This window comes from Bacteroides fragilis, from assembly GCF_019583405.1.
Taxonomy (GTDB): Bacteria; Bacteroidota; Bacteroidia; order Bacteroidales; family Bacteroidaceae; genus Bacteroides; species Bacteroides fragilis_B.
This window is the reverse complement of sequence record NZ_SZUU01000001.1, coordinates 603,972-630,220: the sequence shown is the minus strand read 5'-3', so window position 1 is coordinate 630,220 and position 26,249 is coordinate 603,972. Positions and strand designations below refer to the sequence as shown.

15 protein-coding genes and 2 pseudogenes are annotated in these 26,249 nt (G+C 42.3%); 4 read left to right on the top strand and 13 right to left on the bottom strand.

Translation table 11 applies throughout. The annotated features are described in order from the left end of the window. Positions 1-18: 18 nt before the first annotated feature. The 3 genes from FDF36_RS02705 to FDF36_RS02695 all read left to right on the top strand — a co-directional run bounded on the left by FDF36_RS02705 (position 19) and on the right by FDF36_RS02695 (position 2,639). Positions 19-546, top strand: coding sequence for a ferredoxin domain-containing protein (locus tag FDF36_RS02705; RefSeq protein ID WP_005787811.1), 528 nt, complete (start codon positions 19-21; stop codon positions 544-546). 81 nt (positions 547-627) lie between these two features. Further along, positions 628-1,743 (top strand): agmatine deiminase family protein, encoded by a 1,116-nt coding sequence (locus FDF36_RS02700; protein ID WP_220390240.1) that lies wholly within the window; start codon positions 628-630, stop codon positions 1,741-1,743. Positions 1,744-1,754: 11 nt separating this feature from the next. Next, positions 1,755-2,639, top strand: coding sequence for a carbon-nitrogen hydrolase (locus FDF36_RS02695; RefSeq protein ID WP_220390239.1), 885 nt, complete (start codon positions 1,755-1,757; stop codon positions 2,637-2,639). Positions 2,640-2,717: 78 nt separating this feature from the next. Here FDF36_RS02695 and FDF36_RS02690 read toward each other — a convergent pair whose 3' ends face one another. The 3 genes from FDF36_RS02690 to FDF36_RS02680 form a co-directional block, all read right to left on the bottom strand. Beyond that, entirely contained in the window at positions 2,718-3,101 is a 384-nt protein-coding gene (locus FDF36_RS02690) for a GtrA family protein (RefSeq protein ID WP_220390238.1), read from the bottom strand. Then, positions 3,102-4,859 carry an aspartate--tRNA ligase gene (gene aspS, locus FDF36_RS02685; protein WP_220390237.1) on the bottom strand — a complete coding sequence of 586 codons (1,758 nt, stop codon included), beginning with the start codon at positions 4,857-4,859 and terminating at the stop codon, positions 3,102-3,104. It lies immediately after the preceding gene. An 80-nt stretch (positions 4,860-4,939) separates the two neighbouring features. After that, positions 4,940-5,998, bottom strand: coding sequence for a diacylglycerol/lipid kinase family protein (locus tag FDF36_RS02680; protein WP_220390467.1), 1,059 nt, complete (start codon positions 5,996-5,998; stop codon positions 4,940-4,942). A gap of 219 nt (positions 5,999-6,217) precedes the next feature. Here FDF36_RS02680 and spt point away from each other — a divergent pair, with 219 nt between their 5' ends. After that, the gene (gene spt, locus FDF36_RS02675) at positions 6,218-7,402 is read left to right on the top strand and encodes a serine palmitoyltransferase (RefSeq protein WP_005787799.1); all 1,185 of its coding nucleotides are present in this window, start codon (positions 6,218-6,220) and stop codon (positions 7,400-7,402) included. A 218-nt stretch (positions 7,403-7,620) separates the two neighbouring features. Here spt and FDF36_RS02670 read toward each other — a convergent pair. The 10 genes and pseudogenes from FDF36_RS02670 to FDF36_RS02625 form a co-directional block, all read right to left on the bottom strand. Further along, positions 7,621-7,965, bottom strand: a pseudogene (locus FDF36_RS02670) (TlpA family protein disulfide reductase); the annotation flags it as partial. Positions 7,966-8,123: 158 nt separating this feature from the next. Then, positions 8,124-8,798: an ABC transporter ATP-binding protein gene (locus FDF36_RS02665; protein ID WP_220390236.1), complete on the bottom strand. Its 675-nt coding sequence runs from the start codon at positions 8,796-8,798 to the stop codon at positions 8,124-8,126. Between the two features lie 28 nt (positions 8,799-8,826). Next, positions 8,827-11,163, bottom strand: a complete 2,337-nt coding sequence (locus FDF36_RS02660) for an ABC transporter permease (RefSeq protein WP_220390235.1) — start codon at positions 11,161-11,163, stop codon at positions 8,827-8,829. A gap of 10 nt (positions 11,164-11,173) precedes the next feature. Beyond that, positions 11,174-13,402 (bottom strand): ABC transporter permease, encoded by a 2,229-nt coding sequence (locus FDF36_RS02655; RefSeq protein ID WP_220390234.1) that lies wholly within the window; start codon positions 13,400-13,402, stop codon positions 11,174-11,176. 193 nt (positions 13,403-13,595) lie between these two features. Further along, the gene (locus FDF36_RS02650) at positions 13,596-15,995 is read right to left on the bottom strand and encodes an ABC transporter permease (protein WP_220390233.1); all 2,400 of its coding nucleotides are present in this window, start codon (positions 15,993-15,995) and stop codon (positions 13,596-13,598) included. A 13-nt stretch (positions 15,996-16,008) separates the two neighbouring features. After that, positions 16,009-18,336 carry an ABC transporter permease gene (locus FDF36_RS02645; protein WP_220390232.1) on the bottom strand — a complete coding sequence of 776 codons (2,328 nt, stop codon included), beginning with the start codon at positions 18,334-18,336 and terminating at the stop codon, positions 16,009-16,011. Positions 18,337-18,352: 16 nt separating this feature from the next. Then, on the bottom strand, positions 18,353-20,698 hold the full coding sequence (locus tag FDF36_RS02640) for an ABC transporter permease (RefSeq protein ID WP_220390231.1): 2,346 nt from the start codon (positions 20,696-20,698) through the stop codon (positions 18,353-18,355). 149 nt (positions 20,699-20,847) lie between these two features. Next, positions 20,848-23,272, bottom strand: a pseudogene (locus FDF36_RS02635) (ABC transporter permease). A 134-nt stretch (positions 23,273-23,406) separates the two neighbouring features. Beyond that, positions 23,407-24,657, bottom strand: coding sequence for an efflux RND transporter periplasmic adaptor subunit (locus FDF36_RS02630; protein ID WP_220390230.1), 1,251 nt, complete (start codon positions 24,655-24,657; stop codon positions 23,407-23,409). Positions 24,658-24,695: 38 nt separating this feature from the next. Beyond that, complete coding sequence (locus FDF36_RS02625) at positions 24,696-26,168, bottom strand: TolC family protein (protein WP_220390229.1); 1,473 nt, start codon at positions 26,166-26,168, stop codon at positions 24,696-24,698. Between the last annotated feature and the right edge of the window lie 81 nt (positions 26,169-26,249).

The window sequence follows — 26,249 nt, the reverse complement described above, 5'->3', positions numbered from 1 at the left end:
CTAATTAATGAACGAGATATGATACTGAACGAACGAGACAGTCGCCACGAACATGTATTAAATGTGGCACGGCAGATGATGACTGCTGCCCGTACGGCTCCTAAGGGAAAAGGAATTGACATCATAGAAACTGCAATTGTTACCGGTGAAGAAATACAGCAACTTTCGGATACGTTGAAAGCCATGTTCGAAGAGTTTGGTATGAAATTCTTTTTGCGGGATGCAGATAATATTCTCCAGGCTGAGTGTATCTTGTTAATAGGTACGCGTGAGCAAGCTCAGGGATTGAATTGCGGTCATTGTGGATATGCTACATGTTCCGGACGTTCTGAAGGTGTCCCCTGTGCGCTGAATAGCATTGATGTAGGCATTGCAATTGGTTCGGCATGCGCTACAGCGGCTGATTTGCGCGTAGATACCCGTGTCATGTTCTCAGCCGGATTGGCTGCGCAACGTCTTGAGTGGTTGAAAGGATGTCGTCAGGTAATGGCTATCCCGGTTAGTGCTTCTTCCAAGAATCCTTTTTTCGATCGTAAACCTAAGTAATATAGGTAGCGAGTGGCATTTATTACTATTGGTGTAGTGTCCGTTCGCTATTTATGATTTATTCTTTAAAAACTAAAAAAAATGGGAATAATGGTTGGTCTTCCTACTTCAGGAGGCACAGAGAAAGATTTGCAATTGAACTTTGGTTTAACTGTCAATGATCAAGTAGAGATGTTAGCCCCCTTCTTGCCTGCAGAGTGGTTTCTGCAAAGTGGTATACAACTAACTTGGCCGCATGCCGGGACAGACTGGGCATATATGTTGGCTGAAGTTCAGGAATGTTTTATAAATATAGCCCGTGAGATTGCGAAACGTGAACTTTTGCTTATTGTCACCCCCTATCCTGAGGAGGTGCGTAAGCAGATCATTGGTACGGTGAATATGGATAATGTACGTTTCCTGAAGTGCGACACGAATGATACTTGGGCGCGCGATCATGGAGCAATTACTTTGATGGATACAGGTGGAGCAAGTTTGCTGGATTTTACTTTCAATGGTTGGGGAGAAAAGTTTGAGGCTCGTTTAGATAATCAGATAACTCGCCGGGCAGTAGAAGCCGGTGCACTGAAAGGGCAATATAAAGATTGTCTGAATTTTGTACTCGAAGGTGGTTCCATCGAAAGTGACGGAGCCGGTACTTTGCTCACTACTTCCGAATGTTTATTGTCTCCACATCGTAATTCGCCAATGAATCGTGTCGATATAGAAAAATATCTTTGCAGAGTATTCCATTTACAGCGGGTTTTATGGTTGGATCATGGATACTTATCGGGAGACGATACAGATAGCCATATAGATACATTGGCCCGCTTTTGTTCTCCGGATACTATTGCGTATGTAAAGTGTACCGACTCTGAAGATGAACATTACGAGGCGCTTTGCAAAATGGAAGAGCAATTGAAAACGTTCCGCACTACATCAGGTGCTCCTTATCGCTTATTGGCATTGCCTATGGCAGACAAAATAGAAGTAGAGGGAGAGAGATTGCCTGCAACGTATGCCAATTTTTTGATAATGAATGATGTTGTGCTTTATCCGACTTATAATCAACCGGAAAATGATAAATTGGCGAAAGAGGTGCTGTGTGAGGCTTTTCCGACATACGAAGTGGTAGGCATTGATTGCCGTGCACTTATTAAGCAACATGGATCTTTGCATTGTGTGACGATGCAATATCCAACAGGAGTGATTAAATAATAAATTAAAGTATGAGAAAAATAAAAGTAGGAATCATTCAACAGGCTAACACATCAGATATTAGGATAAACCTGATGAACCTGGCTAAAAGTATTGAAGCATGTGCCGCTCATGGCGCTCAACTTGTTGTTCTGCAAGAACTTCATAATTCTTTGTATTTCTGCCAGACAGAGAATACGGATTTATTTGAACTGGCAGAACCTATTCCTGGTCCTTCTACCGGATTTTATTCCGAACTGGCGGCAGCCAATCGGATAGTACTGGTTACTTCTTTATTTGAGAAACGCGCTCCGGGACTATATCATAATACAGCTGTTGTCTTTGACCGGGATGGAAGTATTGCCGGAAAATATCGTAAGATGCATATTCCTGATGATCCGGCTTATTACGAAAAATTCTATTTTACTCCGGGAGATATTGGCTTTGAACCGATTGAGACCTCTTTAGGCAAGTTGGGTGTGTTGGTTTGCTGGGATCAATGGTATCCGGAAGCTGCTCGTCTGATGGCGTTGAAAGGAGCTGAAATTTTGATTTATCCTACTGCTATCGGTTGGGAGAGCACAGATACGGATGACGAAAAGAAACGTCAGCTTAATGCTTGGATTATTTCTCAGCGTGCGCATGCGGTAGCCAATGGGCTTCCGGTGATTTCAGTCAATCGTGTCGGTCACGAACCTGATCCGTCAGGGCAGACCAACGGGATATTATTTTGGGGAAATAGTTTTGTTGCCGGACCACAGGGTGAATACCTGGCTCAGGCGGGAAATGACCGTTCTGAAAATATGATTGTTGAAGTGGATCTTGAACGTTCGGAGAATGTGCGTCGTTGGTGGCCATTTCTTCGTGATCGGAGGATAGATGAATATGGGAATTTAACAAAACGTTTTATTGATTGAAATGATTTCTCTCTGATAAAAAAATCCCGCAGAGAGTTTTTACACTTTGCGGGATTTTTCATTATCTTAAGCACTATTTTATCTGAATGTAAGCTTTTTATTAACGATGAAGTTTACTGTTCCGTAGATAAACAGCCCCAGGAATTGTGCCAGATACTCGTTTACATCTCCACACTCTACCAGTGTGACTAAAAACAGGAACTGGGCACTATATGCCAATCCGAAAGCAGAACAGAAGAACAACACCTGCTTCCAAATGTTGTTCTTTTTATTTTCAATCGGAAAGATCCAATATTTACTCCAAATAAAGTTATGAATTTGGGCTACTACGTACGCTGTAATATTGGCCGGAATGTAATCGTATGACAATTCATCCATCATCAACCAAATAACAAAAGCTGTGATTAATGCATTGAGCGTACCAATTACGGCAAATCGAAAAATGCGTACCGACTCTTTCACTTACTCCTTAATATCTACAATCAGGTTCAGTTCTTCCAGTTGTGACGGATCGAGTGCTGCGGGAGCATCCAACATAACGTCACGACCGGAGTTGTTTTTCGGGAATGCAATGCAATCACGGATTGAGTCCAGTCCGGCAAAAAGAGATACCCAACGGTCCAATCCGTAAGCCAGTCCGCCATGAGGAGGCGCACCAAACTTGAAGGCATTCATCAAGAAGCCGAACTGCTCTTGCGCACGCTCCGGAGTAAATCCGAGTAATTCGAACATTTTGTTCTGCAACTGGCTATCGTGGATACGGATTGATCCCCCTCCTACTTCTACACCATTGATTACCATATCGTAAGCATTAGCGCGTACAGCAGCAGGATTTGTGTCCAGCAGATGGATATCTTCCGGTTTTGGTGAGGTAAACGGATGGTGCATAGCCATTAATCTGCCTTCTTCTTCGCTCCATTCAAATAGAGGGAAGTCTACAACCCACAAACATGCAAATGTGTTTTTATCCCGTAATCCCAATTGATTTCCCATTTCTAAACGTAATTCACAAAGCTGCTTACGAGTTTTCATGGCATCATCTCCCGATAAAATCAAGATTAGGTCACCGGGTTTAGCACTGAACGCTTCTTTCAACTGTTGCAAAACTTCTTGCGTGTAGAACTTGTCAACGCTTGATTTCACAGTACCGTCAGCTTCGATACGGGCATAGACCATACCTTTTGCACCAATTTGTGGCTTTTTCACAAATTCGGTCAAGGCGTCCAGTTGCTTACGGGTATAGCCGGCTGCACCCTCGGCACAGATACCGCCAATATATGTGGCATTATCGAATACTGAGAAACCGTGTCCTTTTAGGATATCCATTAATTCGACGAATTGCATGCCAAAGCGAATGTCCGGTTTATCGCTACCGTACAATCTCATTGCTTCGCTCCAAGGCATACGTGGGAATGGTTCGGTCAGTTCGATATTACGGATCACCTTAAACAGGTGTTTGGCCATTCCTTCAAATGTGGTAATCACATCTTCCTGCTCTACGAAGCTCATTTCACAGTCAATCTGAGTGAACTCAGGCTGGCGGTCGGCACGCAGATCTTCGTCACGGAAACATTTGGCTATCTGGAAATAACGATCGAAACCGGAGACCATCAATAGCTGTTTCAGTGTCTGCGGAGATTGCGGTAATGCGTAGAATTGTCCCGGATTCATGCGGGAAGGAACTACGAAGTCGCGTGCTCCTTCAGGAGTTGAACCGATCAATACCGGAGTTTCCACTTCCAAGAAACCCAATTTATCGAGATAACTGCGAACCTCGATCGTCATTTTGTGGCGTAATTCCAAATTTGAACGAACAGCACTACGGCGTAAGTCCAGATAACGGTATTTCATGCGGATATCATCACCACCATCGGTGTTGTCCTCAATAGTAAAAGGAGGAGTAATGGCTGAGTTCAGGATATTCAGTTCCGAGACGATGATTTCAATGTCGCCGGTCGGGATATGACTGTTTTTGCTGAAACGTTCGTTTACGGTTCCGACAATCTGTATGACGAATTCGCGCCCCAATTTATTGGCACGTTCGCAAAGCTCAGCGTCTATTTCTTCATTAAATACTAATTGAGTGATACCGTAGCGATCACGAAGGTCAACAAAAGTCATACCTCCCATTTTACGGCTGCGCTGTACCCATCCCGACAGCTTGACTTGTTTATTAACATCGGAGATTCTTAACTCTCCGCACGTGTGCGTTCTGAACATTTTAATATATTATTTATATTTTTGTTAAAGTAGTCTGCAAAAGTACATATTAATTCGGATTCCGTGTTATTTCCAAAGGTCTATTTTTTAGTAAGTTTTTGTATCAGCTGCTTATTCTTCTTCAGAATAACTTTATTTTTATGTGCTATATCTTCTACTATAGCTTCGTTTATCAATTTAATACCGTTTACGTATTCTTGTGCTTTTTGTAATACGTTGGGATTATCTTTTTTTTTATCACCGGGTACAACTACCCGCAGTCCTTTCTGAATCAGTTCTATTTTGATATCTTCGTCAGCCTGCATCGGATCGCCGTCAAAATGGACAACACCCGGGGAACCGCGATGAATACATAACTTTTTGCAACGGAAAGTTTTAATGCGACTGTTTTGGTCGATTGTTTTGTTGAAGAGCTGAAAGGCCAGTGCCGGAACATCTAATACCGTAAACGGTTCGAGAATGGTTACATCTAACAAACCATCTGTCAGAGTGGCCTGTGGGGCTATATAAGCATTGTTCCCGTATTGAGAAGCGTTGCCGCAAGCAATGAGAAAGGCTTTGTATTTGGAAGTACCGTCTTCCGTTTCCAATTCATAAGTTTCGGGTTGATACTTTAGGCTTTCCTGCAAGGTTTTCTCCAGATAGGTCAGAAGTCCACGTTTGCCGGCATTAGCAAATTTCAGACTTACAAAAGCGTCAAACCCTACTCCGCAGGTGCAAAAAAAGTCTGTGCCATTTATTTTTCCGTAATCTATGATATCGATTATCCCATCATTCAAAATTTCAAGTGCTTTACGCGGATCCATTGAAATTTGAAGATGCCGTGCTAATCCGTTTCCAGAGCCGCAAGGGATAATTCCCAATGCTGTATTGGTGTGTACCAATGAACGGGCAATTTCATTAATTGTTCCGTCTCCTCCTACAGCAACTACTATATCTGCATTTCTATCTGCCGCATTTGCTGCTATTTCGATTGCATGTCCGGCTCTTTCGGTATACACAACTTCCCAAGTATACATTTCCTTATCTATCTTTTCATCCAGTAGACTCAGAACAAGTTCCTTACTTTGTGTACCCGAAATTGGATTAACGATGAATATTATTTTTCTCTTGTTTTCGCTCATGCAAGTTGATTCCATCATTTATATCTTGTGATCGGCAAAAGTAATATAAATATCTTAATTTTTGCCCTTTCACAGCTTTCTAAAACTATAAAGAGTATATTTTTTCATAGAAAAAGAACAGCTAAAAACATATTTTGTTATCTTTGCCCCCTGTTTTAAACACTTGTTAAGGAAAAAGGATTTAGACTATTATATAAAAGATAGTCAATAAGCGAATTATATAAATAACTATTCATGGGATTATTACAAGAGAAGTTAGCTAAATACGACCTCCCTCAGCAGATAAAGGCTAAAGGCGTATATCCATACTTTCGTTGTATCGAAAGTGAACAGAACACAGAGGTGATAATGAGTGGCAGAAAGGTGTTAATGTTTGGCTCAAACTCATACTTAGGCCTGACTAATCATCCGAAAGTAATTGAAGCTGCTGTTGAAGCTACCCGCAAATATGGTACAGGTTGCGCCGGATCGCGTTTTCTGAACGGTACACTTGACCTCCATCTTCAATTGGAGAAAGAATTGGCCGAATTTGTTGGTAAAGAAGATGCTATCATCTATTCTACCGGATTTCAGGTAAATCTGGGTGTGGTTTCGTGTGTGACAGGTCGTGAAGATTATGTGATCTGCGATGAACTTGACCACGCTTCTATTGTTGAAGGACGCCGCCTTTCTTTTTCTACCATTCTTAAGTTCAAGCATAACGACATGGAATCTCTTGAGAAAGAGTTGCAGAAATGTCGTCCTGATGCAGTGAAACTGATTGTAGTAGATGGAGTATTCAGTATGGAGGGTGATATTGCCAATTTGCCTGAGATCGTTCGCTTGTCTAAGAAATATGATGCCAATATCATGGTAGATGAAGCGCATGGTCTGGGAGTTTTGGGTAATCACGGACGCGGTACTTGTGATCATTTCGGATTGACTAAAGAGGTGGATCTTATTATGGGCACATTCAGTAAGTCATTGGCCGCTATCGGTGGCTTTATTGCAGCAGACGAGTCCATTATTAATTATTTGCGTCACAATTCACGTTCGTATATCTTCAGTGCAAGTAATACGCCTGCTGCCACTGCCGCCGCTCGTGCCGCACTCCAGATTATGAAAAACGAACCGGAACGCATCGAGCATTTATGGGACATTACCAATTATTCTTTAAAGTGTTTCCGTGAACTTGGTTTTGAGATCGGACATACCTCTACTCCTATCATTCCTCTATATGTACGTGATATGGAGAAGACGTTTATGGTAACTAAGATGTTATTTGACGAAGGTGTGTTTGTGAATCCGGTTGTGCCTCCCGCATGTTCTCCGAACGATACGCTGATTCGTTTCTCGTTGATGGCTACACACTCCAAAGAACAGATTGATTTTGCTATTGGTAAGTTGGTGAAATGTTTCAAGGCACTTGATCTTTTATAATCCATTATAGAGATAAATAAAGTCAGAGTTTATATCTATGGGTATTAGTTTTGACTTTATTCTTTTAAGCATTGGAATGCTTGAAGAAGAGGTGGTAAAGTGAAAGGCTTTATTACCTCTTTCTTTTTTTAACAAATTACTCTCTTGTATTTCTACTACTACTGAAGTCTGCATTTGTTTATTGCAGGTGAAACCTGAAAAGTGTTGGAAATGGAAGATTATATTTTTACCCTAAAAATCAGTGTCTTATTTTCCCCTTGTTTCAGTCTCTCAGAGAGGCTATCTTTATTATATCCGTACCAAATATCAGAAATTCTTCCATCAGGCGTTACAAGTACATAAAAGGGAATGCCATTTGCTTTGTAACGGATATACAATCCGAATGCTTCTTTGGGATCATTTAGATTGATCCATTTGATATTTTTTTGAGAGAATTTTTTCCATGATTTCTCATCATCAATATTTATACCGATAAAAGTAATTTTTTCTTTCCACATATCGGATAAGATTTCCATCTCGGGAAGTGATTCAATGCAGTGTTCACAAACTCTGCTCCAAATATCGAGTAAAAGGTAATATGGAAGTCATTTGCATGAATATAGCACTCAATTATGCAAATGTATCAAGAAGTAAAATGAATCAAGAATTACTCAGATGTACCGGGTACATTTCTCTCAGCTTGCGTATCCGTGTTAATCTGAGTAATTCTGTTTGAGGAGTGTTAAATAGTAACTTCCGTCACAACTTGACCATCGAATAAATTAATTACCCGGTCTGCGAAACCTGCATCATGCTGGGAGTGGGTTACCATAACGATGGTAGTGCCTTCCTTATTCAATTCGCTCAATAGTCCCATAACCTCTTTACCATTTTTAGAGTCAAGATTACCGGTAGGTTCATCGGCAAGAATCAGTTTAGGGTTGGCTACTACGGCGCGGGCAATGGCAACACGTTGTTGCTGACCTCCGGAAAGCTGTTGTGGAAAATGCTTGCTTCTATGGGTAATGGCCATGCGCTTCATTGCTTTTTCCACTCGTTGTTTACGTTCAGAGGCCGGAATACCCATGTAGAGTAAAGGCAATTCAATATTTTCATATACATTCAGTTCATCAATCAGATTGAAACTTTGGAATACAAAGCCAATAACTCCTTTGCGGAGATTGGTGCGCTGCGATTCTGTATATTTGGATACTTCTTTTCCATTCAGATAATACTCTCCTCCTGTAGGATTATCCAGTAAACCGAGAATATTGAGAAGAGTAGATTTTCCACAACCGGAAGGACCCATGATGGCGACAAATTCGCCCTCTTTTACCTCTACGCTGACATTATTTAATGCCCATGTTTCAACTTCTTCGGTCTTGAAGATTTTTTGCAAATTGATTGTCTTAATCATAATCGTAATTTTTTAAGAGTTTATATTATTATTCGTTTTTTATTATTTCTGCCGGATTGAGATGCATGATTCTGTAGATTTTATAGGCAGTTGTTACAAAGATAAGTAAACCTATCAGAATGAAGAGGTAAATCCCCCATGTAAATCCGGTAATACTGCTGATCGGGCTATCCTTGGTTATGTCTATCACAAGCAACCTTAATAATGGATAAGTGATGGTATAGGCCAGTATGAATTGGATTATATATGCTTTTCCGAACATCAAAGCAATTACTTTCGGAGTTGCGCCGTTTATTTTGCGAATAGCAACTTCTTTCTGCCGGCTGACAGTGTCCATAGAGATAGCTGAGTATATGCTCAGTATAACCAGAAGAGCACTGATGATGCCTAATAGCAGTGAGGCATCGCCCATCAGGTCTCTGATACCTTGTGTTGTACTTCTTCTTATATCCAGTCGTTGTATATCGAGTGGCAATGACTCTGGGACGTAATTACGGCATACCTTTTCTATTTCTGATTTGGCTTTACCAAAACTGCTATCGTCACGAAAACGGATATAAATTACGGATGCCTCTTTAGTCGGGAAGAAAACAGAAATATTGTATTGATTGTGTTCTGAGATGTTCTCCCCGTAACAAGCCTTGTATGTACCTGCTATCCGATAGTTCTCTTTACCTAATTTTACATTTCCGCTTACAGAATCATTTTCCAACTGCTTTTGAAAGGCTTCGCTGATGTAAACCACGTTACTTGTATGAGGTTCGACGATCTCTCCCCGGAAAGGAATCCGGAAGAACTGGAAGTAGCTGGGATCTCCTTGTCTGACTCTGACAGTGAGAGTACGGTGATCGGCAGACTCATAGTCACTGGTCAGAAACGAATTATAGTTGCCGCTCATTAAAGCTGAACTGATATTTTCCACTCCCGGCAACATCTTTATTTGTGATAAAATCGCATCTTTATTTTTGCCAAGAGTAACACTGTTCATTTCAAGGCAAAGCGTAGAATTTGTTTCTTTGTCTGATAGAGGAAGGTACAAAACGCTTCCTACACTATTGAATAAATGTATAGCGATACTCATACCTAGGAAAAAGATACATACACATAGCTGTACGCACATCATGATGTTGCGAAAGAGGTGCCGATGGCTGTTAGTCTTCATGTGTCCGGCAAGACCGGATCGTTGCAAACGCCGGATGGGATATAGCATTACAAGCGTGCAGATCAGTAACAGCCCTATATAAAGTTTAACTTGAATGCCATATAGAGTTTGGATATCTATTGGAATCATTTCTTTGGGCGGAATATAGGTTGTCAGTAGTAAACAGGTACATTCGGATAAGACCAGCGAGAGCAATAAAGAAAATGTCAGCATCCAGAAAGCTTCGGTGAACAGAAGGGTAAATAAACTTTTGGGGCTGGCACCCAGACTTTTCCGCAGGGCCAGTTCACGATTACGGTTGTAGAATGATTGTATGATGAACTTTAGAAAGTTTATCATACCCGATAACAGAATCAGAGAGGATAAGAAGGTAATGAATGCTATGCCTATCATTCGCTGCGGATCGTGATACGAGTCAGCTTCTTTGTTCGCAATGAAATATGCCATTTCATTATTATGAAGAGTTGTTATCCCCTTTAGGCTTTCATTGGCTTTATTCAATCCGTCTGCTGTTTCCAGTGTACCTTCTGTGATGTATCCTTGTTGTTCGTTCCCCTCTCTCAAATGAGAGAAATAGATATCTGTTTCAACATTTAGTGTTTTGGGAAGATTCCTGATAACATTGACAACTTTATAGTATGTGTTTTTATCTTTTTCGCTTTCCTTCAACTTGACTATTTTCAGTAATGTGCCTATCGGGTTGCTCTTTCCGTATACTTTACGGGCACAACTTTCGGACAACACAACTTCTTCCGGAGTTGTGGGAAGAGCATTGCCATATAAGAAGGATGCATTATAATGTGAAAAGAAATTAGGATCAGTATCCATATATGAAATGATGTAAGGCTTTTCTTCCTGCTCCCTATTGATGAATACAACTTCGGCTTCTCTTTGAAAAGAGTGGAAGCAGATTTGCTTAATACCCGGTATGGGATGTTCTGTCAGGGTCCGGATCTCAGAAGAATTGAGACTCCACCCCCATCCTCCTACTTCATGGTTGGAATTGATCATCCGGATTGAAATCCTTTGTTCGAAATTGGGCATATTACGCGATGCTCCATCTATTTCATTGATAAAAAAGTGGATGATGCTGAAACAAGTCATACCAACGGAAAGACAAATGGCAGAAATAATGCTGTGTGTCTTATACTTCAGCAGGTTGCGTATTGCTGTTTTGAGATAATGCTGTATCATATAGTTCATTTTCTCTGATTTATTCGTTTTTAATTACTTCTGCCGGATTAGTCCGTGCAATATAATATATTTGCCAGCTGATTGTAGCTGTTATTATGCCTATTAATAGCATGAGGGGACCCATCCAAAGCCATGGATCGGCATAATCAAACAATATAACTTGATGCTGGCTGCCAATGACCATGACAAAGAGGCTAATTAAACCTCCTACTACCGAAGCTATTAAGAATAAAATCAGGTAATTTTTAGCAAACAACCAATAGATATCCGGTAAACGTGCACCATTAATTTTACGGATGGCAACTTCTTTTTGTTTACGGATAGTGTCAATGCTGATAGCTCCATAAACGCCAAGTACCGTAATCACTAAACAAATGGAAGAGCAGACAACGAACAGCCACATCACCGAGATAGCTCCTAATCCGGTTTGTTCCTCATATAAACTGATGAACTCGAAAGGTTCGTTCTGTGGCAGATATTGATTCATCTCCTTACTCATTTCTGCTTTTACTTCCTTGCGAGAAGCATCAGGAACCAATCGTATATATATTTTCCCGATTTTGTCATTCATGGCAGAAAGCGGTAAAAGAGCCAATTGCTTTGCACTTGGAGAATCGGGACCTATATGAACTAAACCTTTAACCGGATATACTTGGTTTTGAAAGCGAAAAGACTCGGAGGTAGAATCAGCTTGCAAAGTTTGGTATAATTGTTCGTTTACGTAACAAAAAGGTTCTCCCGGTTTGTGATGGCATTTGATGTTCATCAAATTAAAATAATCATCCGAAACGAAGCAGAGTTCGGTAAATCCATACTCTTGGCTGTAATCCCTGTAAGTGTAGGCTGTTTCGGCATTCCAACGGCGTGAGCGCAGGAAGTTTATCAGTTCCGGTTGATTCTCCCGAATGCGATCGTAGCCTCTTATATTTACTACCATAATTTCTTTTTTTGTCTCTGTGCTCAGATTGGGATTGGCTGAAAGATCGTATTCTTTCATTTGCATACGGATGCCGACTGTACCTACGATGAATAGAAAAGAGAAAAGTAGCTGGACGCTCAGTAACGTGTTACGGATGATGTGACGTTGTCCGGTAGTTGTCCCTCCCCTCAATCCTTGCGCTATTGTCTTGCGGGCAATGTGCCAGGAAGAGATGAATGAGATCAGTAAGCTGATAAGCAACAAGCCTCCTATATATTGGCATTCATAAACCCACAATCGATGTGTATCTATGTATAAGTTTCTTTGTATTTCATTAGAAAATGTACTTATAAACCAAGGTAGAAAGCTTTCAGTAATGGACAGGGTAATTATTCCGCAGATCAGGATGATGACAGCCTGTTCAAGGAATAGCAATATGAAAAGTCCCCAGTAAGTAGAACCCAGCGTATTACGTAGACTGATCTCTTTGTAACGGTTGGTAAATGCTCCTATACTGAATGAAAAATAGTTGATCATGCCTACCAATAAAACCAATAGCCCCAAAATAGCAACCCATAATTCAGCGCCTGCCTTATGTTCTGTCTGGCTATCCAGTACTACTTGTGGTATCCATTCCGGATGGTTGGGAAAAAGTCCCAATTTAGGCAGTAATTGTGAAACGTGTTCGGCATCTTCCGGGCGTTTGAGCAGTAGCTTGTGTATCCCAAATGAAGCATTTTCAGGTAATGGAAGAAAAATATCGTAACTGCTGTGATAATTATTCATCCCTGCCGGATAAGGTTTGATAACGGCAATGATGGTATGAATTTTGCCTCTCTGGTTAAGGATCGTTTTTCCCAGCGGTGGGATGCCCCCACAGAATTGTTTGACAAACTCAGTCGTTACTACAGCTTCGTTACCCGAAATACCAAACTGTTTTAAGGAGCCGTCTATACATTCTGTAGGAAATACTTTGAAATAATCAGCATTACATTCTGTTTTGTCCACTTTACAATATACCGTTTCATCTAATGTGATTGTAGATGAAGAATTCACATAAAAAGCAACTGCTTCAAATTTGTCTTTTCCTATTTTCTTTTCAAAATCCTCTATCGGAATATTTACTTGGTAAGATCTTTCTTTTATGTATATTTCTGCCTGATTTTCGTAAGTTGCCAAATCCTTGTTACCTGTGCTGAAAATACGATTATAATAGTTGCATACACTGAAACAGAGCAAACCGGCAGTGATTCCCAATATAGATATAGCAGTTTGTGCTTTGCGTTTAGCCATCTGCCTGAAAACAATCTTTAAATAATGTAGTATCATAGATATATTGATTTCTTCGTTTTAATTATTGTTGTGTAAATACCATGTGTTTTACCGTTAAACTTCTCTTTTATAGTTTCAATAAATATGCCAAACTGCTAAATGATTGTATCTTTGATTGTTAGGTCCTCTTTGCTATCTCTGTTTCTGTGTGATATTGCACGATTGCAGTGCGTATTCGCACTGCAATCATTTATTCACTTTTCACCGACTCCGCCGGATTGATTTTGGCAGCTACTACCACCTGTCGCATGACCGAGAGAATAACGATGATGCAGGTGAAGAGGAATACACATACAAACAGCCATCCGTGAATATCAGTATGGTACGCATAGGTTTCCAACCACCTTTTGATAAATAAATATCCTAAAGGCAGGGCAATTGCGTTACTAACCAGAGTCAGCCATAAATATTCTTTCAGAAATAAGTATAGGATATCTGAAAATTGTGCTCCGTTTACCTTTCGGATGGCTATTTCTTTTTTACGCTGTTCGGTAGAGAGCGATACCAGGAAGAAAACGCCGAAAGAAGAAATCAGGATACAGAGTACTGCCAACAGCAGGAAGATGCGGAACATCGTCTTTTCCGGACGGTTGAACAGTTCCATTAAGGTGGAAAGTTGAATGATCTGCATATCCTCGGAGATTTCTTTTTTACTGTATTGAGAATAGATTTTCCGGGCATATTGCAGTGCTTGTTTTTCATTATCCGGATGTACCTTTATATAGAAATACCTGAATCCATTGTACCCCCTTGCTGCATCAGCATTGTTTTGATACATAAAGAAGACCTTCGACAACGGGTACTGCATCGGACAGTAGTAGAAATCACGTAAAATACCGCTGATTCTGGTGGGTACTGTCTGATTCTCCGAATCTCCGTCATCATTGAGTATAAGACGTCCTGTCAGTGAAGGAATGTTGAGTTCGCGGGCACCGGTTTCGTTGATAACTATATCTCTTGTCCCCTGATCCTGTATCCATTCTCCTTCTTTCATCTTCATTCCGAAAAAGGAAAGGAAATTCTTTTGCACAACGATGCAATTATCTTCTGTTGTTTCATCTGCATTACGTCCCTCGATGGGAAATTGAGTGATAAAACTGCAATACCACTCTCCTCTTAAAACGAGGAGAGGCTGTGTCAGGGCCGTTACATCATCGATGGCTGAGTTTTGTTTTAGGGCTTCTATAAAAGGAGTACAATCAGTGTTGTAGGTTGCATCGAATCCGAGGTCGATCTGCCAGATATGATCGGTGATCAATCCTTTGTCTGTACGGCTCATGAACCGATACTGACTGTAGAACATGCAAGAAGTCAGGAGGAATAAAGAGCCGATGAAGATCTGTCCGATGATCAATCCGTTTCTAAGTGTCAGCGAAGTTCCCCGGCTGTTTCGTTTTAACAGACCGACGATGGGGACCGTACTTAAACCCAGAAATATCAGGCAACATAACGGATAAACCCAATAGGATGCTTTCAGTACTTCTTGCCGGGTGATACTCTGAATGACTCCATTATAATAGCTACTGCTCTCTGCTACCAAACTGGTGTAATCCTTATAAAACGGAAACAAAAATTCGATAAATGCCATTGAAAGCAAAAATGCTATGAACAGGGGGAGGGTCAACTCAAGTAAGTTTTTCCCTATCAAACTGTAGATGGAAGCACCAAGAGTGGAAAAAGTGGCATTATAGCGCGCTTTTCGTTGTTGCTGGCCAATGAATAGCACAAGCAGATTCATTAATGCACTGGCAAATGCCAATATTCCCGCCGTAGCCAAAATCCGGATATGTTGGAGCCTGCCTTTCAGCTCAGGAGAGCAGCGGGTATGAATTTCGGGCAACGGACGCAAATGAAAGCGCCATTCAGAATATTTACTCCATTTGGTATCGGGCTCTTTGACTCTGTAGGCTGCTATCTTTTTACTTAAATGTGCAGCATCAGCCGAAGGGTGTAACCACACATAAGTCGTACTTCTTTTTACTTGATTTGGAGATGGAGTAGCCAGAATCAGGTATTCAAATTTGAAATCACTGTTTTGGGGATAATTTTCCATTACTCCCGCAATGGTATATGATACTTTATCGTTGATTTTCAACTCTTTTCCTACGCAACTACTGTCACCAAAGTAGAAGTTGGCCATTTTTTGAGTCAGAATCACATGATTTACGTTGAATGGAATCTTATAATAGCTTCCTTCGATCAGTTTACATTGAAAGATATCAAAGAAAGTGGAGTCTATTTTCATTCCGATCCAATTTTTTTTATCTTTCTCAAATTCGTATTTTACTTCGCTGACATGGCAAACTTTAGCTATTTCAGGGAAAGTAACCAGATCTTTTTCCACCATCTGATGTATCTGGTTTAATTCTCCTACAGATCCGTCGGCTGTTTTAAATATACCGGTGGTAGTCAAGGCATAAGTCCTTGAACTTTGAGGGTGGAAACTATCAAAATGATATTCCCAGTGATGCCAATACCCGCCTAACAAGAAAGCTGTAAAACCGATAGACAAGCCTATAATGCTTAGGATATTCTGTACCTTATATTTTAAAAGGTTTCTACATGCAATTTTAAAATAATGTTGTATCATATTATTGGATTTTTTATTCTGTTTTTACTACTTCCGCCGGGTTTTCACGGGCGGCTTTCCATACTCTCCAGCCGATGCAGGCGGTTATGATGATACCGATTCCCGTAAAGATAGTGACATACATCGAAACGCCTATGCTGATTTGTTCGACATAATTCTCCAGCCACGCTTTCATGATCACGTAGCTGACCGGAAAAGCAAGGAACGAGGCGCAGAGTAACAATATCAGGTACTCTTTTATAAATATCGAGAGGATGTTGCCAAGTGTTGCACCATTTACTTTCCTGATAGCGATCTCTTTACGCCGTTGTTCGCATGCCAATGTCACTAAAGAGAACACTCCGAATACAGCAATCAGAATACAGACAACAGCTACACAACTTAGTAGTTTCAAAAGGGTCTGCTCCGATTTGAGATAGCTGTCATAGGTCTCCTCCATATTGGATAATCTGATTTTATTTTCCGGATATTCTTTCTGGCATAGCTGTTCAATGTCTTTTTTAAGTTTGGGCCATTCGCTTTCTCTATACTTTATCAATATATCACCTTTGCCCAGGTCGAATCCGGAAAAGCCTTTGGCTATAAATGCGATAGGTTTTATGGGAGTGGTAGGCGATGTCGTATGGAAGTCTTTTACCAAACCGATAACGGTTGTGGCCGTTCCGTTCGGTCTGATTAGTTTTTTTCCAATCGGATCGCTCCAACCAAGTGCTTTGGCAGCTGTCTCATTGATTACAATAGTACTGGCATCTCTCTCTCCTTCTTTCAGCATCTTTCCTTTTAAAAGGCGAATGCCGTAGAACTGTGCTAACTCTTCACTTTCCATCAGTACTTCCATGTCGATCTCTGCATCTCCGGGTTGCTTTCCGTCCCAATCCTTGAAGCACAGACCCATGGATGCTGTTTTGGGTAGTAACGAGAAGTGTCCTTTCAGAACCTGAGTGACATAAGGAAACTGCTCTATTTTATCAGCGGCAGGCAATAGATTGTTTTGCGGATACATGCTTAAAGTCGCAATATTTTTGCGTTCTATACCAATGTCCGTAGTGCTGAGATAATAGAGTTGCTTCATGATGACACTGATGCAGAAGATAAAACAGATACTGATAGAAAGTTGAATAACAATGCTTATTTTGCGTCCCAGATATCCGTACCTGTTTACGGTCTTTTGCTGTATGTTACTTTGTAGTGTTCGTTTGTTAAAATAGAAAGTTACAGGCAGGAATGTGGCAAGAGAACATCCGATGACGAGGGCGAAATATAAAAAAGATTCCCAGTAGATATCGCCTTCTTTTACTCCCGACAATTCTTTGAACGGAGATAATACCAATTCTATCAGGGCCATTCCCATAAGTCCTGCGGCCAACAAGATCAGCAGATATTCTGTAACAAGCAGGATGAACAGATGGAGGTCCGATGAACCGCATACTTTGCGTAATGCCAGTTCTTTGCTTCGCATCCGTAAACGGCTGACAAACAAAGACAGGTAGTTGATCAGCGAACAAAGAATAACTAATCCGCCTACAATTGAGAAGAATAGGATATAGCTGAACTGGATGGCATTTTGGTCAGCCAGTACAGTATAGTGGCACTTACTGATAGGCATAACCATCAGATTCTGTATGCCGCCCTTGCCGTCTGCTTCAAGTTTCGTTTGTTCCAGTTTTTTCTGAAAAGCCTCGGGATTTGCTTCTTTGTGCAATTTTATAAATACATGGAATCCTCCGTTATACCATGAATTATGCCATTGGCGTATTCCTCCTGTTAAAATAGAAAAAGGTAAATTGGTATGCCGGTTCCATCCGTTGACGATCGCACATACGGTTTTAGGGGCACCATACAGCTTGATCTCCTTTCCGATCGGATTTTCCGTACCGAACAGGTCCTTGGCCGCATTCTCTGTCAGTGCTATCCGCTCTTCCGATTCCAAGAAATCAAGACTGCCAGAAAGTACTTGTATCCCGAACATATGCATGAAGCAAGAGTCGGCATTGATTTCATACAGTTGCCGGATAACGCCATCGTCTACTGTCACTTCCTGTTCATAAAAAAGAAAACCGCAGGCATCTTCCACTTCCGGAAACTGCTTTTCTAAAGAGGTGGATACCGGATATGGAATTGTTGTTGTGATGCCTGTGTCACTTAATGCCGATTTCTGATACACCAAATGAATACGGTCGAAATCTTCATGGAAGGTGTCGTATGTCATTTCGTAACGTATCCATAAGACAGCAAGCGCAAAACAGGTAAATCCGATAGCTAATCCCAGGATGCTGATGATACTCTGAGTCTTGTATTTCAGCAAATTTCTACATGCAATTTTCAAATAATGTCGTATCATATTATTAGATCCTTTTTTATTCTGTTTTTACTACTTCTGCCGGATTTTGTTTGGCTGCATTCCACACTCTCCAGAAGATGCTGATGACGATGATGATACCGATACCTGCAAACAGGACGATATATATCCAAAATGGGATGGAAGTTTGTTTGACGTAACTTTCTATCCACACTCTCATCATCCCATAGCTTGCCGGGAATGCTATAAGAGCCGCGACAAGCAAAAGGACGAAATATTCTTTGATGAACATCTGCAGGATACTTCCTATGGTGGCTCCATTCACTTTGCGGATAGCGATCTCTTTGCGTCTTTGTTCGCACGACAAAGTTACTTGCGAAAAGATGCCGAAAACAGAGATAATGACACATACGATAGAAACGATCCCCAACAGGGTCATCAACGCATTTTCGGAACGCAGATATTTATTATACTCCTCTTCCTCGTTATAAAGTCTCAAGAATGAAGAGGAAAAATCTTCTTCTTTCATTTTCCGGATCGTATCTTTGCAGGCTTCCCAGCTCCCTTCCGTAAACTTAAAAAGAATACTGGCACGAGACCATAGATATTTCTGCTCTTCAGTGCGGACAAAGGCGAGGGGGCGTGGAGCGATAGTGGGTGGCAGGTAGCTGAAGTCCTTCACCACTCCTACTACTGTATAATATGTCCGGTTGTATTCGTATTCTGAGTAGAACTGTTTTCCTACTGGATTTCTCCATCCGAACATCAGTGCTGCCGTTTCATTAATGATGACATCTCCGGGAGAATTCTTTTCGGATAGCCACTCCCCTTCTGTCAACTGCAATCCATAAAAGTCGAAGAACTCTTTGCCCGAGGGTATCAGGCCGACGGAATATGTTTCATCAGTGGTTTCATTGAATCCGTCCCAGCCATTAATATCTGTATACATCATAGGTCCTGTAGGGACTATCGGGAAGTAGTGGGGAGGCAGAGCTTCAGTCACCATAGGCAAATTGGCGATCTTAGAACTCCATTCATTAATATCTCCTTTCATCCAGACAGCAACATTGCCTATATTGTGGCGTTCTATTCCCAGATCTGTGTTTTTCAGATAATAGAGTTGTTTCATCATGATAGTGGTGCAGAAGATGAATCCCAGACTGATGATCAACTGTGCTATCAGTCCGAGTCGGCGGAATATTCCGCGCTGGGGACTTCCTTTTTTATTGCGAATACTACTCTGTAACGTACGGCTTCTGAAGTAATATAGAGGAATTTGTGAAATACCGAAAGATAAAATGATGACTGCTAATATGTAAATGATGACTTCTGTATACAGCGAGGTAGCTTCTGATATCTGAGCCAGTTCTATGAAATGGGGTAAGCAGGCCTCAATGAAAGCCATGCCCAGCAGCGAACCGGTTAGCAAGACGATCAGATATTCGACAGATAGCAATGCGAACAGCGAACGGTTGGTAGATCCACAAACCTTTCGGAGTCCCAGTTCACGACCGCGCATTCGAAGACGGCTGACAAACAGGGTCAGATAATTGAATAATGAACATACAATGACCAATACTCCTGCCATCGCAAAATAGCGAATGTAGTTGAATGAAATAACGATCTCGTCTTTTTGCAGATAATCAGAATAGCGGAGCGAAGTAATCGGGGTAAAATTCAATTTACCTAATGTACTCTCTTTCTCCTGTGAGGAAGCATCGAGGCTGCTTATCCTTTTTTGAAGAGCTGATTTGTCGGTATCCGGCAAGATGCGGACAAATATCTGTTCTGAATTGCTTTGCCAGCTTGGATGGTGGCGTGCCGGAAGCAAGGCCCCGTATGAAAGATTTGAATGTTGCGACCATCCGCTGACAACGGCACACACTTTACATGGCCGGCTTCCCAACTCAATCTCTTTTCCAAGAGGACTTTCGTTGCCGAAGCATTCTTTCGCTACCGCTTCGGTTATGGCTATCTCGTTGCTCTTTTTCTTTAGAAAATTGACATTGCCTTGCAGGATACGCACATCGAACATGTGCATAAACGCAGAGTCCACCTCAATGGCCAATAAATCCCCGCCCCTGTCTTTGAATCGAAGATTGGTTTTGAACGGAGATATGCCACATATATCTTCAATCTCAGATATGTTCTTCCGTAGATACTCTATAGCCGGATAGGGCATTGAGTTGCTGAGCGTACCGTCCGTGATTGTGAGTTGCGCCCTTACCATGTAGATGTCATCGGCCCTCCTATGAAAGGTGTCGTATGTCATCTCGTAGCGTATCCATAATGTGGCAAGGGCAAAGCAGGTGATTCCTACAGCCAGTCCGATAATGCTGATAATGCTTTGTGTTTTATATTTCAGCAGATTGCGGAAAGCGATTTTAAAATAATGTCGTATCATTCGGAGTCTTGTTTTTACAAATAGTGTCTCAAGAAGTATGCCAAAGAGGCAATTCGTTGAAACACTATTATTTATGTGCTTGTGATGTTAAAATACACCGTGTGAATTAGCACGATCGTAGTGCGCATGCGCACAAAAATACAAATTTACTACTCTCCTTTCAATACTTTGGCCGGATTGATATTGGCAGCCTTCCGTATTTGCCATATCAGAGTGCCCAGCGATATGAAAGCAGTCACTATGGTGGCAACCGCAAACAGCCACCAGGATATAGGAGCTTTGTTGGCGAATCCTTCCAGATATTTCGAGATGATATACCAGGACAGAGGTGCCGAAATGACGAATGCCACTCCCAGAATAATCGAGTATTTCTTTAACAGAAGCGGATAGATCTCTTTCAGGGTGGCTCCGTTCACTTTACGCAGTGCTATTTCACGATATCGCTGACGGATGTCGAACATGGACAATCCGAACAGTCCCAGGCAAGATATAAGAATGGCAATGACACTGAACAAGGAGTATATCTCGGCAGTTCGCTTATCTTCTTGATACATGGTCGCTATCTCGTCTTCTAAAAAGCTGTATTCAAACTCACCTTCGCCCAGTATTTCATCGTGCAGCTTTTTCAGGAAGGCAATGGCTTCTTGCTTTTTTCCGGGAATGATTTGTGCCATCAGCCGATCTCTATAACTGCCCCGCGGATCTTCGTAAACAATGAAGAGCGGAGGAGTCGTTTTCGATAAATGGCCGATCTTGAAGTCCTTGATCACTCCGATAACCTGATATGGAGGATTCTTCTCCATTTCTTCGGATTTTGAAGAAGACCACCACAATCTTCTTTCGGGTTGAATCAGGGCTGTTTCTATATTGTTTATTTCTAAGAGTGATTTGGCCGATTCATTGATGATCATTTTATAATCAGTCCATTGGTCAACAGAGTCATTCCACAGGCGGCCTTCTTTTAGCTGAAAACCGAACAGTTCAATATATTTATTGCTCAGGCTGCTGTAAATAACTTGCTTGAACTCGTCCCGCTGTGCATTCCGCACATTATTATAGTTGCCGTCCAGTTGATTCGGGTTCTCTCCGTATTCCCAACGGATAAAGAGCGGGGAATGGTCCATCTCTTCTTTGATGTAGGCCAGATTACTTTTCTCTCTCTGCTCCCGTCTCTCCCACTCTTCGTCTGATATATTTATATCATACGAAGAGCGTTCGGCGTATAACTGACATTGAATGATGTCCTTGGTGGTATAGTTCAGATCGGCAGACAGCATGAAGCGGACTTGCTTCGTGAAAAAGAGGGAAACAATAATAAGTACAAAGGTGATGATGTATTGAACGAATAAAAACAGCACACGGGATACGATGGAATGTCCTCCCGCATTTACCGAACGGATAGATACGGAAGGTGAAACGTAGTTGTATCTGATGAATGGATAAATAGAAGTCAATAATGGCAACAGAATCAGGATTCCTACGGATAATGTGGCACTAAATTCCGTATTGGAGGTTTGCGGTATCCGGAGCACATGTTCCATCATGCCACCGGTTATTTCGATAATGCACCAGGATATGCATAGAGCCATGCCTGTCAGGATAAAGTTTTCAGTGAAAATCTGTGCGAATACATCCTTTGCGCCGGCACCATATACTTTTTTGACCCCAAATTCTCTGGCACGCTTGAGCATCATCACTGTATAGATGTTGATGAAATTGAACAAGCCGATTATCAACAAAGCAATGGTGACAACGGCAAGTACTAAGATATTATTGTAGTTGCCTTTCCGGATATTGTTATTATAAACGCGGACAGTCTTATCGAAATAGAAATCTTTTAATGGAAAGAACTGCAGGCGGGTCGGTGCATCCATATGGCACCTTAACTTCATAAACTTCTCGTTCTTGACGTTCAGTTTCTTAAAGTCCGTTCCGGGTATCAGTTGTACCAGACTATTGCTTAAACGCGACCATGAATGTTGCAATCGTTCGGAGATAATCAGGTCAAAATCTAAAAAACTTTTCGTCGTCGGCTCCCCCTATTACCCCCGCAATTGTGATGATGTCCCCTGTGCTGTAAGTCATTGTTTTCCCAATCGGGTTCTCTTCTCCGAACAATCTTTCAGCCAATCGCCGGGTGATGATGGCATCATTTGGAGACTTCAGAGATGAAATGCCGGACACGGACGGATAGGGTAATATCTGCAGAAACGCACTGTCGGTCACTACGGTTTTTACATTATATATCTGTTTCCCGACTGTAATCCTGTCTTCCGGAAAGTTAATCCATCGGGTACTTTTCAGGACAGACGGGTCGTTCAGCGGATCGATAAAGTTGGGGTCGTTATTCCTATCTTCATTACTGCTTATTGTCCGCCTTCCATCTTTGTACTCGATATATAGCAGATAGGTGTTTTCAAGGTCTTTGCAGAAATGATTTACGGTAACCTCCTGATGGATATATCGGAGGATGATAAGTACACAAGCCAGACTCATGGCCAAGCCCAGTATATTGATGAATGTGTATGTTCTGAAACGTGCCAGGGCCTTCCAGGCCAGCCTTATGGTTTTCATGTTTATAATGGTTTTGAGTTTGATTCACCACGGAGTAACACAGAGTCTCACAGAGTTTTAATCTCTTGCTTATTAAAATATTAAGAGAGAACCATCTCTGTGTAACTCTGTGGTGAGTTCGATTCATTTTTATATTACTTAAGTATTAATTCTTCCGCCTCGCCAAAGGTATCATATCCTGTTGTAATGACATAATCTCCGGGCTCTAATCCTCCGGTAATTTCATATTGTTGCGGATTCTGGCGTCCGATGGTGATGGGTGTACGTACGGCTTTGGTTTTAGATGCATTGGTTTTGTAAATCCACTGTCCGCCGGTGGCCTGATAGAAGTTGCCGCGCGGGATGACGATGGCTTGTTCCGGCTGTCCCAATTCAATTTGGACACGGAAACTCTTACCTACACGTACGTTATCGGGCATCTCGCCGGTGAAGACCAGATCGACGTCGAACATGCGGTCTTTTACCTCGGGCACAACTTTGGTGATGCGAAGCGGGTACTTTTTGCCCTGATAGTTGACAGTAGCAGGCAGTCCGGTGGTAATGCGGTCGATGTAGTATTCGCTCAGTGAAGTATGAATCTTATATTGATCGAGTACTTTGATTTCGGCTATACTTTCGCTGGAGCCCACCTGCTGTCCCGGGGTCACTTTCACGAAGCTCAGCTGTCCGCTGATGGGTGCTTTCACTACCAGATTGCCCAGCCGTTCCGTGGCCCGTTCATACTTCTTACGCTCCCGCTCCATATCGGTCCGTATCAGATCTTTGCGGATGATGGTCACGGCCGAATCGTGACGAAGGCTTTCGCGTTGCAGTTCGGCATTTTTAACCTTGTAGTTGTATTCGTCTTCCGACACTTCGAGTTGCGCTTTACTCTTGATACCCATGCGGAATTCTTCTTTGTCCAACGCGAAACTTTTCTTCAGGCGTGCCAGTTCGTAATTGGTTTCCAGCGTCTGTTGTTTCAGGCTCAGGCTTTTCTGTTCCATTTCGATCTCTTTCTCCTGATAAGTGATGCGTTGCTTCTCCCAGTCGTCCCGCTGGTCTTCGATGCTGCGCAGCAAGTCCGGATTCGAGAGGGTCAGAATCGTATCTCCTTTCTGGAGCAGACTGCCTTCCTCGGCTATGATACGCTCTACGCTTCCCGCTTCACGGGTGTTTACTTTAATGGTGAGAATAGGCTGTATCAATCCTTCCACATCGACGTATTCCATAAACTTGTCATCTTTGACTTCGGCCACCTGTATGTTTTCCGACTCGATGCGGAGCTTGCGCGGCCCGGCCGACAAAATGATGACGTAAACAAGGAAAGCGACAAATGCAATTCCTCCGGCTATGTAGAATTTATAGCGGATGTACCAGGGTTTCTTTTCAATTTTAATATCCATATTATTTTGTTTTTTCGATTTGCAGTTTATAATTCCGGTCAGTCTATCAGCAGGTCATAATTCTCGGTAAGCGGTGTTTTACCTTCAAAGTCGAAGAGAGTAAGGCTGCGTAACGTGTAATACAGACTCCAGTAGTTGTAAAGAGCCGTTATGTAGTTGCGGCGTGCCTGGTCCTTCTCGGTGATGGAAGCGTTCAGATCGAGAATGGTCGACTTGCCCAGCAGATAAAGTTTGCGGGCCACGTCGCTGCGTCGTTGAGCTGTTTCATCGGTCCGTGCGGCTATTCTGACCCGCTGGGCCTGAAGATTAAATTGCTTCACCAGTTTGCGTACGTTTAGTTCGAAATCGGTCTTGTCTTGTTCCACCTGTGTGTACACAAGGTCGCGGTTGGAGCGTGCCACGCGCACTTTGCCCTTGCCCCGTCCCCAGTCGAGGATGGGTAGTGCTACACTCAGGCTGACGTACTGCTGGTCCAATGGCCTCTTGTAGGCGCTTCCCAGCTTGTCGGCAGTTTGTGTCAGGCCGAAACGCAGATAAATATCCGCTTTCAGTCCGGCATTGGCACGGGCGTACGACACGTTGCTTTCGCTCTCCAGTTTCCGGCGTATCATGTTTTGTATTTCCGGACTGTTTTCGTTGGCCAGTAATAAGGCTTCGTGCAGTTCTACACTGAAGTCGGGTACGTGGTCGTTGATTTTCACCTTGAGTTCCTCGTCACTCTGAATGCCCAGATACGAGCGTAACTCCTGCATGCAGTTGTCCATCTCGATACGGGCATTCATTCGGTTGGTTTCTTCGGTCAGTTTGTTCAGTTCCAGTTGCAGCATTTCGTTTTCGGTGATGGTACCGATGTTGTAGCGTCCCTGGGCATATTGATAGAGTGTGTCTGCGTTAGCGTAGTTGGTATTGGCGGTTTCGTAATTGCTTTGTGCGGTGGCAAGGTTAAAGAATTTTTGAGTAGCACGTGTGGCTACTAGTTCCAGTGTTTCTACATACGATTTCTTTGCTTCCCGGTAGCGGACCGGTTCGATGCGGCGATCCCACTTCAGGCTGTTATATCCGAAGAGCGACTGACGGTAGCCTATATTAATAGGTGAAGTCTGCCAGGCTGTCGTGTGGTCGCTGAAGATATCCATTCTTTGTGCTGCCGTCTCCACAAATAGTGAACCGCCGGTCCATGGAATGTTCTGTGTTAAATTCAGAGTAAGGTCGGTGCTGAGCATGTTTTGTTCTACAAATTTCACGGTTCCGTCTCCCAGTGTTACCTTATTGATAGCCCGGTTCAGGTTCGGGTCCGAGGTCAGGCTCAAGGCAGGCAGATAGTTCGCCCTGTAATATTTATAGTTCCAGTAGGCTGAGCGGAAACTGTGGCGTGCGGTTTGTGCGTCGGGTGACTGAAGCTTGGCAAGCTTTACGGTTTCGTCCAGCGAGAGCTCCATCGTGCGTTCCTGTGCAGTTGCCGGAAAGATATAACTGCATCCGGCAATGATAAGTATCGTTTTCAAGTTCATTGTGCATTTCTTTTTCTATAAACCATTCAAAAGCCGTGCCATACGTGTAATATTTTGTTTATTAGTAGTTTGCATCTTTAT